11 protein-coding genes are annotated in these 15,975 nt (G+C 36.9%); 9 read left to right on the top strand and 2 right to left on the bottom strand.

Annotated elements, in window-relative coordinates:
* The first annotated feature begins 24 nt into the window (after positions 1-24).
* From ZPR_RS07975 to ZPR_RS07945, 7 genes are all read left to right on the top strand, one after another.
* Complete coding sequence (locus ZPR_RS07975) at positions 25-3,012, top strand: amidohydrolase family protein (RefSeq protein WP_013071158.1); 2,988 nt, start codon at positions 25-27, stop codon at positions 3,010-3,012.
* Between the two features lie 11 nt (positions 3,013-3,023).
* The gene (locus ZPR_RS07970; protein WP_013071157.1) at positions 3,024-4,337 is read left to right on the top strand and encodes an amidohydrolase family protein; all 1,314 of its coding nucleotides are present in this window, start codon (positions 3,024-3,026) and stop codon (positions 4,335-4,337) included.
* A 73-nt stretch (positions 4,338-4,410) separates the two neighbouring features.
* Positions 4,411-5,217, top strand: coding sequence for a TrmH family RNA methyltransferase (locus ZPR_RS07965; RefSeq protein WP_013071156.1), 807 nt, complete (start codon positions 4,411-4,413; stop codon positions 5,215-5,217).
* 42 nt (positions 5,218-5,259) lie between these two features.
* Positions 5,260-6,492, top strand: coding sequence for a M48 family metallopeptidase (locus ZPR_RS07960; protein ID WP_041578788.1), 1,233 nt, complete (start codon positions 5,260-5,262; stop codon positions 6,490-6,492).
* A gap of 424 nt (positions 6,493-6,916) precedes the next feature.
* Complete coding sequence (locus tag ZPR_RS07955) at positions 6,917-9,127, top strand: RelA/SpoT family protein (RefSeq protein ID WP_013071153.1); 2,211 nt, start codon at positions 6,917-6,919, stop codon at positions 9,125-9,127.
* 30 nt (positions 9,128-9,157) lie between these two features.
* Positions 9,158-9,613: a Fur family transcriptional regulator gene (locus ZPR_RS07950; protein ID WP_013071152.1), complete on the top strand. Its 456-nt coding sequence runs from the start codon at positions 9,158-9,160 to the stop codon at positions 9,611-9,613.
* Positions 9,614-9,624: 11 nt separating this feature from the next.
* Entirely contained in the window at positions 9,625-10,899 is a 1,275-nt protein-coding gene (locus ZPR_RS07945; protein WP_013071151.1) for an adenylosuccinate synthase, read from the top strand.
* Between the two features lie 84 nt (positions 10,900-10,983).
* On the opposite strand, the gene ZPR_RS07940 is transcribed toward ZPR_RS07945, so the two are convergent.
* A complete protein-coding gene (locus ZPR_RS07940) occupies positions 10,984-11,808 on the bottom strand; it encodes a ferritin-like domain-containing protein (protein ID WP_013071150.1) in 825 nt (274 codons plus the stop codon).
* A gap of 21 nt (positions 11,809-11,829) precedes the next feature.
* A complete protein-coding gene (locus ZPR_RS07935) occupies positions 11,830-12,612 on the bottom strand; it encodes a ferritin-like domain-containing protein (protein WP_013071149.1) in 783 nt (260 codons plus the stop codon).
* A gap of 262 nt (positions 12,613-12,874) precedes the next feature.
* Here ZPR_RS07935 and ZPR_RS07930 point away from each other — a divergent pair, with 262 nt between their 5' ends.
* The gene (locus ZPR_RS07930; RefSeq protein ID WP_013071148.1) at positions 12,875-14,728 is read left to right on the top strand and encodes an OstA-like protein; all 1,854 of its coding nucleotides are present in this window, start codon (positions 12,875-12,877) and stop codon (positions 14,726-14,728) included.
* On the top strand, positions 14,721-15,908 hold the full coding sequence (locus tag ZPR_RS07925; protein ID WP_013071147.1) for an aspartate aminotransferase family protein: 1,188 nt from the start codon (positions 14,721-14,723) through the stop codon (positions 15,906-15,908). The genes ZPR_RS07930 and ZPR_RS07925 overlap by 8 nt, the downstream gene beginning before the upstream one ends.
* The last annotated feature ends 67 nt before the right edge of the window (positions 15,909-15,975 follow it).

The following is a 15,975-nucleotide window of genomic DNA, read 5'->3' as shown; positions in this document are numbered from 1 at the left end:
TTTTTAACCAAACCCCTAACATTTATGAAATATAAATTTCTACTATGTTTTTTATTTCTGGGAATTGTTAATTTACCCGCCCAGGAATATTTCCCCACAAACTCGGGAGTTAAAACAACCAACACTAATTACACTGTATTTAAAAATGCAAATATTCATGTAGACCCCACCTCTACTATCGAAAAAGGAATGTTTGCAATTCAAAATGGAAAAATTACTGCAGTTGGTAAATCCATCTCTATTCCTAAAAATAGCGTAATTATCGATCTGGATGGCAAAGACATTTATCCTTCTTTTATCGATCTTTACAGCGAACTGGGAATTAAAAAACCAGAACGTGAATCTGGCTTTGGACGATCGGGACAATATGAAGCAAGCCGTGAAGGTTTTTATTGGAATGATCATATTAGACCGGAGCAAAATGCGGTAGAAAGCTTCAGCTATGATCCTAAAGAAGCGGGTAAATATCATAGTGGCGGATTTGGAGTTGTAAACACGCATATCCCGGATGGTATTATTCGCGGAAGTGGCGTTTTAGTAGCGCTAAATCCTAATGGTACCGAGGGCGATCGAATCTTAAAAGATCGTTCCGCCCAATATTTATCATTCGATAAAAGTGTAAAATCTCAGCAATCTTATCCTTCTTCTGTCATGGGAGCTATGGCTTTGATAAGACAGGTGTACTTAGATACAAAATGGTATGGAAATGGAAATGCGACTAATAAAGATCTTGCTTTAGAAGCGGTAAACGGCAACCAAAACCTTACACAAATTTTCACAACAGATAATCTTTTAGACGAGTTAAGAGCTGCTAAAATAGGTAATGAATTTGGTATTGAATACACCATTCTGGGTAGTGGTTTTGAATATGAAAAGTTAGATGAAATTAAAGCATCTGGTGCCACATACATAATCCCTATAAGCTTTCCTGCAGCTTACGATGTTGAAGATCCTTTTATGGCGGAATATTTAAGCCTTGCTGAAATGAAAAGATGGAATCAGGCGCCAGCTAATTTAAAAATGCTTGCAGAAGCCAATGTGCCATTTACCATCACAACAAAAGGCGTGGATCCTGCAAAAGAATTTAAGGAAAACCTGCTAAAAGCAATAGAATACGGACTTTCTAAGGAAGCTGCACTTGCCGCATTAACCATAACCCCGGCTAAAATCATTGGCCAGTCTGGAAAACTGGGAGAGATTAAGAAAGGAGCCTTAGCCAACTTCATTATAACCTCTGGCGATTATTTTGAAAAAGATACCAAAATCTTCGAAAATTGGGTTCAGGGAGAAAAAGCCGTTATCAATACAATGAATACGACAGACATTACCGGTAAATACGATCTTGAGCTAGATGGCAAAACCTACACTTTAGATATCTCCGGTTCTGCCGAGAAGCCAAATGCAAAACTCGAAACCAAAGATGTTAAACTGGGTTCCAAGCTAAGTTTTGAAGACAATTGGATGAGTATGCTAATTTCTTCTCCGGATACTACTAAAACTGAATTCATCAGATTATCGGCCAATGTGCCTTCAGCATCAGATAAGATTAGCGGTAAAGCAATCTTACCAAACGGAGACACTACCGTTTTTACAGCAACCAAACAATCTTCAGCAGAAAAATCAGATAAAGACAAAAAAGAAGAAGAAGAAGAAGAAAGTAAACATCCAGAGGTTTTACCGGTTACTTTTCCTAATGAGGCTTATGGTTTTGAAAAAATGCCAGATGCCAAAGATATCCTCTTCAAAAATGCCACTGTTTGGACAAATGAAGAACAAGGTATTATGGAAAATGCCGACGTTCTCGTAAAAAAAGGAAAAATCGCTAAAATTGGTAAAGATTTAAAGTCAGGTGGCGCGAGCGTTGTAGATGCCACAGGAAAACATTTAACCTCTGGCATCATAGACGAGCATTCACATATCGCCCTTTCTTCCATTAATGAAGGTGGTCATAATTCTTCGGCTGAAGTTAGTATGGAAGATGTAATAGACCCATCTGACATTGCGCTTTATCGTGATCTTGCAGGTGGTGTAACTACGGCTCAATTACTGCATGGTTCTGCCAACCCTATTGGTGGGAGATCCGCAATCGTACGTTTAAAATGGGGAGCTTCTGCAAATGATATGATTTTCGAGGACTCTCCTAAATTCATAAAATTTGCTTTAGGTGAAAACGTAAAACAATCCAACTGGGGAAGCGGTAATCGTTTTCCGGTAACCAGAATGGGGGTAGAGCAGGTGTTTACAGATTACTTTGGTCGCGCTAAAGAATATATGAAAAATAAAGAAGCAAATCCCGATTCTTATCGTAAGGATATCGAAATGGAAACGCTTGCTGAAATTTTACGTGACGAAAGATTTATTAGCTGCCACTCTTATGTGCAAAGTGAAATCAATATGCTGATGAGTGTCGCTGATAGCATGGATTTCAGGATTAATACTTTTACACATATTCTTGAAGGATATAAACTTGCCGACAAAATGGCTGCACGTAATATAGGTGGCTCTACCTTTTCAGACTGGTGGGCGTATAAATATGAAGTCGAAGACGCCATTCCATACAACGCTGCAATTATGAACAGCCAGGGGGTGACAGTTGCTATTAATAGTGATGATGCAGAAATGAGTCGTCGTCTTAATCAGGAAGCAGCTAAAACCATGAAATATGGTGGGGTTTCTGAAGAAGAAGCCTGGAAATTTGTAACCTTAAATCCTGCCAAACTACTTCATATAGACGATAAAGTTGGTAGTATTAAAGAAGGTAAAGATGCCGATTTAGTGCTTTGGAGCGATCATCCATTATCAGTATACGCTAAGCCTGAAAAAACAATGATTGAAGGCGTTGTTTATTTTGATATCGAACGTGATAAAGCGATGAGAGAAAAATTACAAAAACAAAAAAGTGAGCTTATCACGCAAATGCTTCAGGCAAAAAACAAGGGAATGAAAACACAGCCCGTTGTTAAGAAAGAGAAAATTGAAGCACACTGTGACACCATGGAAGCAATCCGATAAAAATTCAGAAAATGAAATTATTTAATATCACATATATACTTGCATTTATTTCTGTTTTAGGATTAAATGCACAACAAATGCCAGCTGCCAAGCAATCTGAAGCCGTTAGCATCTTAGGTGCAACCGCACATATAGGCAATGGCGAAATTATAGAAAACAGTCTTATTATTTTTGAAGATGGAAAAATCACTAAAGTTGGTGACGCAGCTGCAGCGGCTTCTCAGGCCAAAGGCGAAATTATTAATGCGCAAGGGAAACATATTTATCCAGGGTTTATAGCTCCTAATGCTACGCTAGGTCTGGTGGAGATCGATGCCGTTAGAGCTACAGACGATGAAGATGAAATTGGTGAAATGCTGCCACATATTCGTAGCCTGATCGCTTATAATGCAGAAAGCCAGGTTACTGAAACAATGCGGCCAAACGGAGTTTTACTAGGGCAGATCGCACCAAGAGGCGGATTTATTTCTGGTACTTCATCTATAGTACAGTTTGATGCCTGGAACTGGGAAGATGCCGCTGTTAAAACAGACGATGGTTTGCATATTAACTGGCCAAACAGTGTTCGCCGCGGTCGCTGGTGGATGGGCGAAGATCCCGGGATAAAACCTAGTAAAGAATATCAGGAAAATATCATAAAATTGAAAAGCTTTTTTGCTGAAGCTAAAGCCTACCTGGCAGGAGATAGAAAAGAAAGCAACCTTCCTTATCTTGCGATGGAAAGCGTTTTTAACGGTGATAAAAAAGTATATATTCATGTAAATGGAGAAAAAGAAATACTTGATGTTATTCAATTTAAAAAAGATGAAAAACTGGATGATCTTGTGATTGTTGGTGCCTATAACGCATTAAAAGTTGCAGATGAACTTAAAGCCAATAACATTGGGGTTTTAACAGGTAGACCACATAGTTTACCAAATCAGGATGATGACGATTATGATTTACCCTACAAATTAGCAGCCGAATTATCAAAAAAAGGGATTCTTGTAGGGATTGAAGGCAGCGGTAGCATGGAGCGCATGAATTCCAGGAACTTACCTTTTTATGCCGGTACGGCAGCGGCTTACGGTCTTGACAAAGAAGAGGCTTTAAAACTAATCACCAGTAACACCGCTAAAATCCTTGGAATAGATGAGTTTGCCGGTACATTAGAAGAAGGTAAGGACGCTACACTTTTTATTAGTGAAGGCGATGCCTTGGATATGAGGACCAATATTCTTACTGATGCTTTTATTCAGGGAAGAAAAATTAATCTTGATACCAGACAAACCAAGCTTTGGAAGCGTTATATGGAAAAATATGAAAGACAGGAAGCCGAAGAATAACCTGTAAAACTACCATTAAATTCAAACAAAAGCTGCTCAACATTGGGCAGCTTTTTTTAGTATTTTTGCATTTATGAATACAATAATTTCCAGCACTCAAAATAAACGCATTAAACACCTATTACAGCTTCAGGATAAATCCAGAAATCGTAGAAAAGAAAGTCAATTTGTAGTTGAAGGTCTACGGGAAACCGGTCTGGCACTTCAGGGAGGTTTTAAACTCCTGGAAGTCTATTTTTGTCCGGAATTTTTTTCTGAAAATGAATTTAAATCAATCCCCGATTTTGAACATGCTGACGCCGAAATTATCGAGATATCTTCGGAAGTATATCAAAAACTAGCCTATCGCACAAGCACCGAAGGTGTAATTACGGTATTTGCTTCAAAAGAAAACGCTCTGCAAAAGCTGAATTTTAGCCATAATAATCCGCTTATTTTAGTAGCTGAAGCCCCTGAAAAACCTGGAAATATTGGAGCGCTACTTAGAACCGCTGATGCGGCGAATGTTGATGCGGTTTTAATTGCTAATCCAAAAACCGATCTGTACAATCCCAATATTATTCGATCTAGTGTAGGTTGTGTTTTCACCAATAAGATCGCTATAGGAACCACTTCGGAAATCATCAAATTTCTTCAACACAAAAATATTGCTATTTATGCCGCTGCTTTACAGGCTTCAGAAATTTATACTAAAATAGATTTTACAAAAGCATCGGCCATTGTTGTAGGCACTGAAGCAACCGGACTTAACCAGGAATGGCGGGAGGCAGCAACACAAAATATTATTATCCCGATGAACGGAGCCATTGATAGTATGAACGTTTCTGTGGCTGCCGGAATTCTTATTTTCGAGGCAAAAAGACAACGATCATTTTCGTAGATTCGGCATTTAATTTGCTATTCAATTTTAAAAACTCTCAATTTGAATCCTGAAACTTTATTTTACATTATTGTCGTGCTCATTTTGGCCGACTTTATTTTCGATAAAATATTGGATACCCTAAATGCACGTCATTTTGATGACCCAATTCCAGCCGAATTGTCGGATGTTTACGACCGGGACGAGTACGAAAAATCACAACGCTATAAAAAAGAAAACTATAAATTTGGAATCTTAACTTCTGGTTTTTCGCTTGTTTTAACTTTAGGCTTTCTATTTCTGGACGGTTTTGAATGGGTAGACAATATCGCCAGAGAATTTTCGGATAATGAAACTATAATTTCCCTTATTTTCTTTGGAATTATTATGATTGGAAGCGATATCCTTACCACGCCTTTCTCCTACTACGCTACTTTTGTAATCGAAGAAAAATATGGTTTTAATAAAACTTCAAAATCTACTTTTTTTGTGGATAAATTAAAAGGATGGCTATTAATGTTACTTCTTGGTGGTAGCATCTTGCCCCTTATCGTTTGGTTTTATCAATTTGCCGGATCAGATTTTTGGTGGTATGCCTGGATATTAGTTGCTGTTTTTTCCATATTTCTAAATATGTTTTATGCGAAACTTATTGTACCAATGTTTAATAAGCAAAGTCCACTTGAAGATGGTTCATTAAGAACCAAAATCGAAAACTATGCTAAAAGTGTTGGTTTTAAATTAGATAATATTTTTATTATCGATGGCTCTAAAAGAAGTACCAAAGCCAATGCTTATTTCTCTGGTTTCGGAACTGAAAAAAGGATTACGCTTTTCGATACCTTGGTGAATGATTTAGAAGAAGAGGAAATTGTTGCGGTACTTGCACACGAAGTTGGGCATTATAAAAGAAAACATATCATCTTCAATTTGGTAGCTTCTGTTTTAACGACCGGTTTCACACTCTGGCTACTAAGTTTATTTGTAGGTAATCCATTATTATCACAAGCTTTAGACGTAGAAATACCAAGCTTTCACATTGGTTTGATCGCCTTCGGAATTTTATATAGTCCCATTTCAGAAATAACGGCACTAATGATGAACCTGATCTCCAGAAAATTTGAATATCAGGCAGATAATTACGCAAAAGAAACCTACAACGCCAAAGATTTAATTAGCAGTTTAAAGAAACTCAGCAAAAACAGTTTAAGTAATCTAACACCACATAAAACTTATGTCTTCTGGCATTATTCACATCCCAGCCTTTTACAGCGCTACCGGAATTTGACGAATTAAGTAAGAAAAGGGGATTTTGGCGAGAAAAGAATTGCAGAACGAGATTTTAGAATATAGAGAAGAGAAGTAACATGCAACAAGCAGAAAGCAGGATGAAATTAATTTTAAATAGCTATACATTGTAAACCGCAAAGTGTAACTGTATATTGAAAAAAGACTTCTGCATTTCACTTAGGACAAAACTTTAAACCTTAAACTTTTCAACTTGGAACGCTACGGTCATCTAGACAATCCAGATAGTTATCGGGAGGGATGTTTTTTAATTTGAAAGTTAGAAGTTAGTTCGATGGCTGTTATAGTTGTAAAAATTTTTTTGAATTTACCGGAAGCTAAAGTATTAATAATCATCGCTAACTGATTACTGATAAGTGCTAATTGCAGTGTGGTTATTGCTAATTGATTTTTGTTTATGTATTTTTAAAATATGACAGAGGCAGCTATAGAAAAGGAAAATAAAGAAATCGCACAGCAGTACAAAGAACTGCTAAGGATTAGCTATCAAACCTTAACCGATGAGGACAAGAAACTCATCCGATCGGCTTTTGATACGGCTGTTGATGCACATAAAGATCAGCGTCGAAAATCTGGTGAAGCGTATATTTTTCACCCCATTGCAGTGGCAAAAATCGTAGCTTCGGAAATTGGTCTGGATGCTACATCTATCGCTGCTGCCCTACTCCATGATGTGGTTGAAGACACCTCTTATACCCTCGATGACCTGGAAAGAATGTTTGGGGAAACCGTTGCTAAAATCGTAGACGGGCTTACAAAGATTTCAAGTCTAAAAAAAGATAAGGATGTTTCTCTACAGGCAGAGAATTTCAGAAAAATGCTCCTTACGCTAAATGATGATATTCGGGTAATTATTATCAAAATTGCAGATCGCTTGCATAATATGCAAACCATGGATGCCATGCGCAGGGATAAGCAGTTAAAAATCGCTTCAGAAACACTTTATATATATGCTCCTTTAGCACATAGAATCGGATTATACAACGTAAAAACCGAACTTGAAGACTTAGGGTTAAAATATACCGAACCTGAAGTTTATCAGGATATTTTAACCAAAATTAAAGAAAGTAAAGAAGAACAGGATGCTTATATCAATGAGTTTTCTAAAATCATTCAGGATTCTCTAGATAAGGAAAACCTAAATTACGAAATAAAAGGGCGACCAAAATCCATTTTTTCGATACGTCGCAAAATGAATGCGCAAAACATCAGTTTTGATGAAGTTTACGACAAATTTGCGATTCGTATTATCTATAAAAGCGATCAGGCCAACGAAAAATTCCTGGCCTGGAAAATCTACTCTGTAGTAACCGATCATTTTAGACCCAACCCCACCCGTTTGCGCGATTGGATTTCTTCGCCCAAATCTACGGGATACGAAGCCTTGCACATTACCGTAATGGGACCAAAAGGTCGTTGGGTAGAAGTGCAAATTCGTAGTGAGCGAATGCACGAAATTGCCGAAAAAGGTTATGCAGCACATTATAAATACAAAAATGCCGACGAAAAGGAAGAACAGGGTATCGAAGAATGGTTAAACCGGCTGCAGGAAGTTCTAGAAAACCCTACGGTAAATGCTGTGGATTTTGTAGAACAATTTAAACTGAACTTATATTCTAAAGAAATATTTGTGTTCACACCTCAAGGAGATTTAAAATCTCTGCCAAAAGGCTCTACTCCACTCGATTTTGCCTTTAGTATTCATACAGAAATTGGCACACACACCCGTGGAGCACGAGTAAATAACAAATTGGTTCCGCTAAGTCATGTTTTAAAAAGTGGTGATCAAGTAGAGATCATTACCTCAGATAGCGCTAAACCAAACATCAACTGGTTGGATTATGCCAATACCGCAAGGGCCAGGGCTAAAATAAAATCTTCTTTAAAAGACGAGAAAAAGCAAATTGCGGAAGAAGGAAAAGCTGTTTTAACAAGGAAGCTCAGAGCGCAAAAAATTCCTTTTAGCGAAAAAACGGTAAATGAGCTGGTAGCCCATTTTCATTTAAAAACAAGTCTGGATTTGTTTTATCGTGTGGGTATTGGAAAAATAGATAACCAGGCACTAAAAGAATTCGCAGCCTCCCGAAGCAATGCGCTGGTAAGTTACATTAAACGAAAAATAAGCAAAAAACCAGAAGTTAACCACGATCTTAATAAAGATGAAATTACCGCAAATTATGACCAGTTAGTTTTTGGAAAGGAAGAAGACGAGTTGGGCTATAAACTGGCTAATTGCTGCAACCCTATTCCGGGAGATGATGTTTTTGGCTTTGTAACTGTAAATGAAGGAATAAAGGTACATAAGATAGATTGCCCCAATGCTATACAATTACAAAGCAATTATGCTTATCGTATTATTCAGGCTAAATGGGTAGATAGCTCTCAGCAAGATTTTAAAGCTGTCATTAAACTAAATGGAATAGATAATATTGGTCTTGTTAGCGATGTTACCCGGGAAATATCGAGTAATATGCATGTTAATATGAAGAATATTAATTTTGAAAGTGACGACGGAATTTTTAGTGGGCGTATTACCGTGGTCGTTAAAAACAATGATATTTTGACAAAAATTATAAATAGACTGAAAAAAATTAACGGGATAGATAAGGTTACCCGTGAATAATCGCATACCTTTGTGCGGCAGTAAAAAATTATGAGTAAAAAAGTTGTAAATAAGAACGACCAGGCAGTAGTTAAAAACGTATTTACCAAGTTTTTGGAAGATAAAGGGCATCGAAAAACCCCTGAACGTTTTGCTATTTTACAGGAAATCTATGATAATGATGAGCATTTTGATATTGAATCTTTATATATCAAAATGAAAAATAAAAAGTATCGTGTTAGTCGTGCTACATTATACAATACCATCGAGTTATTATTAGAATGTGGACTGGTACGTAAACATCAATTTGGGCAAAATCAGGCGCAATATGAAAAATCCTATTTCGACAGACAGCACGACCATATAATTCTTACCGATACTGGCGAAGTGATCGAGTTTTGCGATCCAAGAATTCAATCCATTAAACAAACCATAGAAGAAGTGTTTGATATCAAAATAGACAAACATTCTTTATATTTTTACGGCATTAAAAAATCAACTAATTAAGTATAATTTTCATGGCGGTAGATTTACTACTCGGGCTTCAATGGGGAGACGAAGGCAAAGGAAAAATTGTTGACGTATTCACCACTAAATATGATATTATTGCTCGTTTTCAGGGCGGTCCCAATGCAGGACATACTTTGGAATTCGACGGGCAAAAACACGTATTACACACCATCCCTTCGGGAATTTTTCACGAAAACACTGTAAACCTTGTAGGTAACGGAGTAGTGATTGATCCTGTAATTTTTAAAAGAGAACTAGATAATCTGGCAAAACATAATGTAGATTATAAAAGCCGATTATTAATTTCAAGAAAAGCACATTTAATATTACCTACACATCGATTATTAGATGCAGCTTCTGAAGCTTCTAAAGGTAAAGCCAAAATAGGTTCTACCCTTAAAGGAATTGGTCCTACTTACATGGACAAAACCGGAAGAAACGGAATTAGAGTAGGTGATTTAGAATTAGACGACTGGAAAGAACGCTACCAAAACCTTGCAAATAAGCATGTAAAAATGATCGATTTTTACGATGCAGATGTACAATATGATCTTAGTGAATTAGAGAAAGAATTTTTTGAAGCGGTTAAAACCTTAAAATCACTTCAGTTTATCGATAGTGAAGAATACTTACAACAAGCCCAGGCTAGCGGTAAAACTATTCTAGCTGAAGGTGCACAGGGATCTCTTTTAGACATTGATTTTGGCACTTATCCGTTTGTTACTTCTTCAAATACTACAGCTGCCGGAGCCTGTACTGGACTTGGCGTTTCTCCAAGACAAATTGGTGAAGCTTTTGGTATTTTTAAAGCTTATACAACCCGTGTTGGTAGTGGCCCGTTCCCTACCGAACTTTTTGACGAAGTTGGAGAAACAATGGGACGAGTTGGTAACGAATTTGGAGCAACTACAGGGAGACCCAGAAGATGTGGCTGGCTGGACCTAGTAGCACTTAAATATGCCGTACAGGTTAATGGGATTACCCAGCTTATCATGATGAAAGGTGATGTTTTAAGTGGTTTTGATACTTTAAAGGTTTGTACCTCTTATAAATATCGCGGAGAAGAAATAAAACATCTTCCTTACAATATTGAAGAGCAAAATGTATCTCCGGTTTATACCGAACTAAAAGGATGGTCTGCAGATCTTACCGGAATGACAGAAGCTTCGCAACTTCCAAAAGAGTTTAATGATTATGTAGCCTTTTTGGAAAAAGAACTGAATGTACCAATTTCTGTAGTCTCCGTAGGTCCTGATAGAACCCAGACAATTACAAGAAAATAGATCAATATTTTATCGATTTTGATATAAAAAAAGGCTGTTTTTCAACAGCCTTTTTTCGTACACTTATAAGTAAAACCAATTTAATTAATTATCATTGGTTACGATGAAATTAGTCGCAATAGCATTTACTTCATCCATAGTTAAAGGCTCATCAAAAGCTTCAGTAACTGCATCGTTGCCTCCTACTGCACTAAAATCTACACTAGAAAGATCAAATCCTCCAATAGTTAGATTTTCTTCACCTGCGTAAATTGCATTAAAAGCATCAGGTAAAGTATTATTGTTTTGGGTTATCCATCCTTTTTCGCCTCTCATCCTTCTTACCTGAGAAGCATGACGAGCTTCTATAGAATGAATTTGAAGTGCATACGTCAATAAATCATTATTATCGATTAATGCCCCGGCCTGTCCTTTATAAGCTCTTACTCCAGTATCTTCAAATCCCTGAGCTAAAGCCATAAATGTTGCGTAATTGCTAAAAGTATCTAAGTTAAGTCCTTTTCCTGTAAAATCAAATTCTGGCTCTGCGATGGCATCATCTCCAAGAGCTGCAACAAGAAAATCAACATGGTCACTTTCATGCTCTGCAATTAAACCAAAAACATCTCTATCTTCTTCCGGAATTAATCCATCGGTATCCAGCCCCATTTGATAGAAATTTCTTTCTAAATATTCTAAAGTTAAAGCAAAATTAAGCACATCTGTTGGAGACGCCTGAAAAGCAGCTGAAGCCATATTCATTGTAGCTGCTTTTGTTTTATTGCTTGTCGCTGCTAAACCAAATGGAATAGAAGCTAAAGCAGCTCCTTTTCCAAAGTTCTTCATTTTTTTAAACGAATCTTTTCTTGAGGTTTTTGCATTTAAAACCTCCTCGTTAGATAACTTATCTAATAATTTTATAAAACTCATAATTTTTTTCTTTTAAGTTGATTATTCAGTTGGTAAATTGTTTGCAGTGAAAGGTGTTTGAACTACACCCAATCCAACTACGGCTTCTAAAATTTCAGAAGGCGCTTGTGCTTTATCATAAGCTAATCCAGATCCTCCCAAATCAACCAATACGTCATTTCTGGCAAAATCCGTAGACCCTGGATTAATCAGGTCTGCAATAGCAGAAGCATGTCTCGCTTCAACAGATACGATTTGCCCAGCTACAAGTAAATAATCAGCATTCGAAATTAATTTCCCCGCTCCATTATATGCTGAAACTCCGGTATCTTCTAGTAATAATGCAGTATTTAATACTGAGGTTCTGTCGCTAAAATCAACATTTGCTTCACTGAAGTCAAATTCCAACTCAGGAATAACCATATCCTCATCGACAACAGAATTCAAGGCCGTTCTTAAAACTTCTCTATGAATTACCTCATGGTTTCGAAGATCGGTCATGATTGTTTTTTCTTCATCAGAAGCGCCTGCAAAATAATCACCATCTAACACCATTTGATAAAATGCTGCTTCTAGTTGTTCTAAAGCTAAAGCATAATTAAGAATACCAACATCTCCACTTCCTAAATCAAAAGCTTCTGGATCTGGGTCTGGTGTAGGTTCTGGTTCCGGTTCCATTCCTGGATTAAAATCATCATCCTCGCTACATGCATATAGTAGAGTTGATCCAGCAAATGCCAAACCGCTCATTTTAATAAATCTTCTTCTGGAATTTCCCTGACCTTTTTTGTCTCCGAATTCCACCTTAACAACTGGTTTTTTCATAATTAAATCTTATTAGTTTACGTTAAACATACGGAGCGAATTGCACTTTGGATTTTTTTAATTCGTTAATATTTTACTAAAGCGATTTTCGAAATCTTAATTATTCCTAATTTTTAGAAATAATTCTTATCCGTTAAGAAATAATTTAGCAATGTTTACCGCTCTATTTTGAGATTATGTAAATTTCAAAGGTTATAATACCGATAAAACTTGCATCAAGCGATCCAATCATTTTCGCTATTTTTGCATAAATTTTTGACTATTGAAAAGCTTCTTATATATAGTATTCTTATTACTTACACTCCCGTACGTAAATGCGCAAGAAAATAATAGCGGCCGAAAAATCGATTATGAGAACGATCGGCAGTATAGAGATGAAGAAAAATATCCGGGTGCTTTAGTAATGAGTAAAGTAAATAACCAGGTTCATTTTATACATCAGGGAATAGAAGTATGGTGTAATAATGCTGTGTTTTACGAAAGTGATAATTTTTTTAAAGCTTATGGCGAAGTTAGAATGAAACAGGGCGATACCGTTAGTATGAATAGTGATTATGCTGAATATAACGGTAATACCCAATTTGCTTTCGCAAGTGGCACGGTAAAAATGAAACGTCCACAAACAACCTTAGAAACAGACTCTTTATTTTTTGACCGTATAAAACAAGAAGCTTATTATAGAAGCGGGGGAAAAGTTACCGATACTGCCAGTGTACTAACCAGCACTATTGGAAGGTATTATTTTGAAGAAGATAAATACACCTTTTTATCAAATGTAAAAATTACAAATCCCGATTATATCGTAAATTCAGATCATATTGATTTTTATTCTGAAAGCGGTCATGCCTACCTTTATGGCCCATCAACCATAGTGGGAGAAGAAAGTACGGTTTATTGCGAACGCGGTTTTTATGACACTCGGGGTGATACCGGTTACTTTGTAAAAAACTCAAAAATAGATTACGATAACCGCACGGTATTGGGAGACAGCCTTTATTTTAATCGCAATACAAGTTTTGCTTCGGCTACCAATAATATTCAGGTAATCGATACGGCAAATAATAGCAAAGTCACGGGACATTATGCTGAAGTTTTTCGAGAAAAAGATTCGGTAATTATAACTAAATGGCCTGTAGCAGCCAGTCTTCAGGATCAGGATTCGGTTTTTATTCACAGTGATACACTACTAGTTACCGGTAAACCTGAAAATCGTATCCTTCGCGGTTTTTATGATGTTAGAATGTACAAAAATGATATGAGCGGTAAAAGTGATTCCATTTTTGTAGATCAACAAGCGGGTATTACCAGACTCATTAATATTAATCCGGGAGAAAATTCGGCAACCTCAGTAAAAAGGAATCCGGTGTTATGGTCTGGCCTAAATCAAATGACTGGAGATACCATTCAGCTTATAAGCAATAAGGAAACAGAGCAATTAGACAGCTTAAGAGTTTTTAATAACGCTTTCCTCATCAATAAGGATAGTATTGAAGGTTATAATCAAATTAAAGGCCAATTACTGATTGGACTATTTGAGGAAAATGAGCTCTATAAGGTGAATATTGATAAAAATACAGAAACTTTGTATTACAGCCGCACCGAAAATAAAGATCTTATAGGGATCAATAAAACGCTATCGAGCAGAATTGAAGTTTATTTTAAAGAACGGCAGATCGAAGATGTATATTATTATCAGGCGGTTGATGGAAATTTAAAGCCTGAAGAGCAAGTATTAAAAAGTAATCGAACCTTGCAAGGTTTTAACTGGCGCGGCGACGAAAGACTGGAAAAAAAACAAGATTTGTTTAAAGGTAAGGTGCCTCCTGAATTGTTCAAAATTCAGGGAATCCCATTACCTGAACCTATTGATGATTTCTTTGATGAACGTGAAGATGGTGATATGCTGTTAAATGAAAACTCCAGATTACAACCACAAGACCTAAAAGATAAGACACAGGACAGCATTCCCTCTGTACAATCGACAATTCCGCAGGGAGTTCAGGTAAATCCTGTTTCCACGAGCCCATCTGAAGGAACAATCAGAGCATCTCAAATAAAATCGGAAACTAAAAAAGATAGCCTTGAATCTCCAAATGCCTCCCCTAAAATTGAATAAAGATTTTTTAAAATATCAGGCACAAACAACGCCACACCCTCTAGGCTTAGAGGTTATTGATGCCAAGGGGTCTTATATTTATACCTCAGATGGGCAAAAACATCTGGATTTTGTAGCCGGTGTTTCGGCTACAAGTTTAGGACATTGCCATCCTGCAGTAATCACTGCGATAAAAAAACAGGCCGATAAATATTTGCATGTGATGGTTTATGGGGAATATGCCCAGGCTCCTGCTGTAGATTTTTCGAAACTTTTAGCAAAAAGCCTTCCTGATCCTTTAAATAAAGTATACCTGGTAAACTCTGGCACAGAAGCAATTGAGGGTGCTTTAAAATTAGCCAGACGTGCTACGGGCAGAACAGAAATACTGGCGGCTAAAAATGCCTATCATGGGAATACCATGGGTTCTTTAAGTTTAATGAATTTTGAGGAACGCCAAAAACCATTTAGACCGCTAATTGGTGATGTTGATTTTATTGAATTTAACAATGACGATAATTTAAACCGCATCACAAAAAAGACAGCTGCGGTTATTTTAGAAACCATTCAGGGTGGTGCTGGTTTTATTGAACCCCAGAATGATTATCTAAAAAAAGTAAAAGACCATTGCGAAGCAGTAGGCGCCTTGCTGATCTTAGATGAAATTCAGCCTGGTTTTGGACGAACCGGAAAATTATTTGGTTTCGAAAACTATGATGTTGTTCCAGATATAATGGCTATAGGAAAAGGAATGGGCGGTGGCTTACCGGTAGGTGCTTTTGTAGCATCAGAAAAATTGATGGATCTACTTGCTGATCATCCAAAGATGGGACATATCACCACTTTTGGCGGTAATCCATTGGTGGCAGCGGCCTGTCATGCCACCTTGAAAACCATCCTGGAAACTGAATTAATGGCAGAAACCTTAGAAAAAGAAAAACGCTTTAGAGAATTGCTCATTCATCCTTTAATTACAGCAGTAAGAGGAAAAGGATTAATGCTCGCAGCTATTGTCGAATCAGAGGATATAGCTAATCAGGTCATCATAAATTGTAAAGAAAAAGGACTAATATTATTCTGGCTGCTATTCGAAAAAACAGCTATAAGAATTACGCCGCCGCTAACTATTTCTATTGAAGAGATTGAAGAAGGTTGTGGCATTATAATTGACGTTTTAAATAAAATAAAAAACAAAGCTTAGGTTGTTGATTACTTTGTTAACAACAATTAAAGCATCTGCGATACTCGGTTAAATCCTTTTTTAACTT

The organism is Zunongwangia profunda SM-A87 (genome assembly GCF_000023465.1).
Taxonomy (GTDB): Bacteria; Bacteroidota; Bacteroidia; order Flavobacteriales; family Flavobacteriaceae; genus Zunongwangia; species Zunongwangia profunda.
The sequence above is the reverse complement of the archived record's forward strand: the minus strand, read 5'-3'. Positions and strand labels throughout refer to the sequence as shown.